This is a genomic window from Paraburkholderia sp. RL17-373-BIF-A, assembly GCF_046030175.1.
In the GTDB taxonomy this organism is placed as follows: domain Bacteria; phylum Pseudomonadota; class Gammaproteobacteria; order Burkholderiales; family Burkholderiaceae; genus Paraburkholderia.
This window is the reverse complement of the sequence record NZ_JARESO010000253.1, coordinates 1-1487: the sequence shown is the minus strand read 5'-3', so window position 1 is coordinate 1487 and position 1487 is coordinate 1. Positions and strand designations below refer to the sequence as shown.

The following is a 1487-nucleotide window of genomic DNA, read 5'->3' as shown; positions in this document are numbered from 1 at the left end:
GTTTACGTCCGGCAGACGGCGACACGTGTCGCAAAGCGTGGAAAACGATAGCACACTGTACGTAGGGCTCGACGTTCACAAGGATTCGATCACGGTGGCCTATGCGCTGGGCACAGGCGAGGTCGAACTGCTCGGCAAGATTGGCACGACGAAGACGGATATTGATCGCCTGTGTAAGCGCCTGCAATCGAAGGTGCGGCACATCCGCATCGTCTACGAGGCGGGCCCGTGCGGCTATGGACTTTACCGTCAGCTCGTGCAGAAAGGATTCGACTGCATGGTGTGCGCGCCGTCGCTGATTCCGAAAAAGCCGGGCGATCGGGTCAAGACTGACCGGCGTGATGCGATCAAGCTGGTGCGGTCGCTGCGCGCCGGCGACCTGTCAGCGGTGTACGTGCCAAGCGTGGAAGACGAAGCATTCCGCGATCTGGCTCGCGCGTGGGTCAGCGCCAAGGACGATCTTAAGCGTGCCCGGCAACGGCTGAAGGCCTTTCTGCTCCTGCATGGCGTGCGCTATGCAGGCCGCGCCGACTGGGGACCTGCGCACCGGCGCTGGCTGAGCGCCTATGCTTTCGACAGCGTTTGGCAGCAACTGGCGTTCGAGGAGTATCGGCGCACGATCGAGGATCGCCTGGCGCAATGCGACCGGCTGGAGGCCGCGTTGCGCGAGGCCGTCGTCAACTGGCGATTCTATCCTGCCGTGCTGGGCCTGCAGACGATGCGGGGCGTCCAGTTCACCACGGCAGTGGGCATGCTCGCCGAGCTCGGGGATCTGTCACGCTTCGCCCACCCGCGCCAGCTGATGGCCTGGCTGGGGGTGACGCCGTCCGAACACTCGTCGGGCGACAAGCGCCGTCAGGGCAGCATCACCAAGAATGGCAACAGCTATGCAAGAAAGTTGCTGGTGGAAGCGGCCTGGAGTTACCAGCACCCGGCCCGCGTGAGTCCCGAAATCCAGCGCCGCCACGAAGGCATCCCCAAGCCCATCGTTGACCGCGCCTGGGACGCGCAGGTGCGCCTGTGCCGGCGCTACCGGAAGCTCGTTGCGCGCGGCAAGCAGAAGAATATTGCGGTGGTCGCGGTCGCTCGTGAACTCGCCGGTTTCATCTGGGACATCAGCCAGCTCGCCATGTCGCTCGCCGTACGGCCCGAGGTGCGCATGGCGTAACCCAACCCTTGAGCAACACGTGAATCAACCTCACCACCCGAGCAAGAGTTTCCTGAAGGCGGCGTAGCCCGGCACCCGAGCAACCCGCGAGACAGTTAGGCAACGGATTTCATTCGACTTGCGGCACTAGATGGCGGCAGGCTCGCTGGGCGGACTTCTGTAATGCGGTAACCAACCCGCGGATATCAGCATGATCCACCGTCGAGATTTACTACTACGTCGCCCTCAGGAAATTCAGATGGCAGCTCAAAACCCAAAACTGATCCCCTCTTGACAAGCGGAGTCATATCAACTGTCCAACTTCTGGGGGTCAGTCCAT

Annotated in this window: 1 protein-coding gene; it reads left to right on the top strand. The window is 62.3% G+C overall.

The annotated features are described in order from the left end of the window. Positions 1-37 precede the first annotated feature (37 nt). Positions 38-1168 (top strand): IS110 family RNA-guided transposase, encoded by a 1131-nt coding sequence (locus P0D80_RS50125; RefSeq protein WP_408296174.1) that lies wholly within the window; start codon positions 38-40, stop codon positions 1166-1168. Positions 1169-1487: the final 319 nt, after the last annotated feature.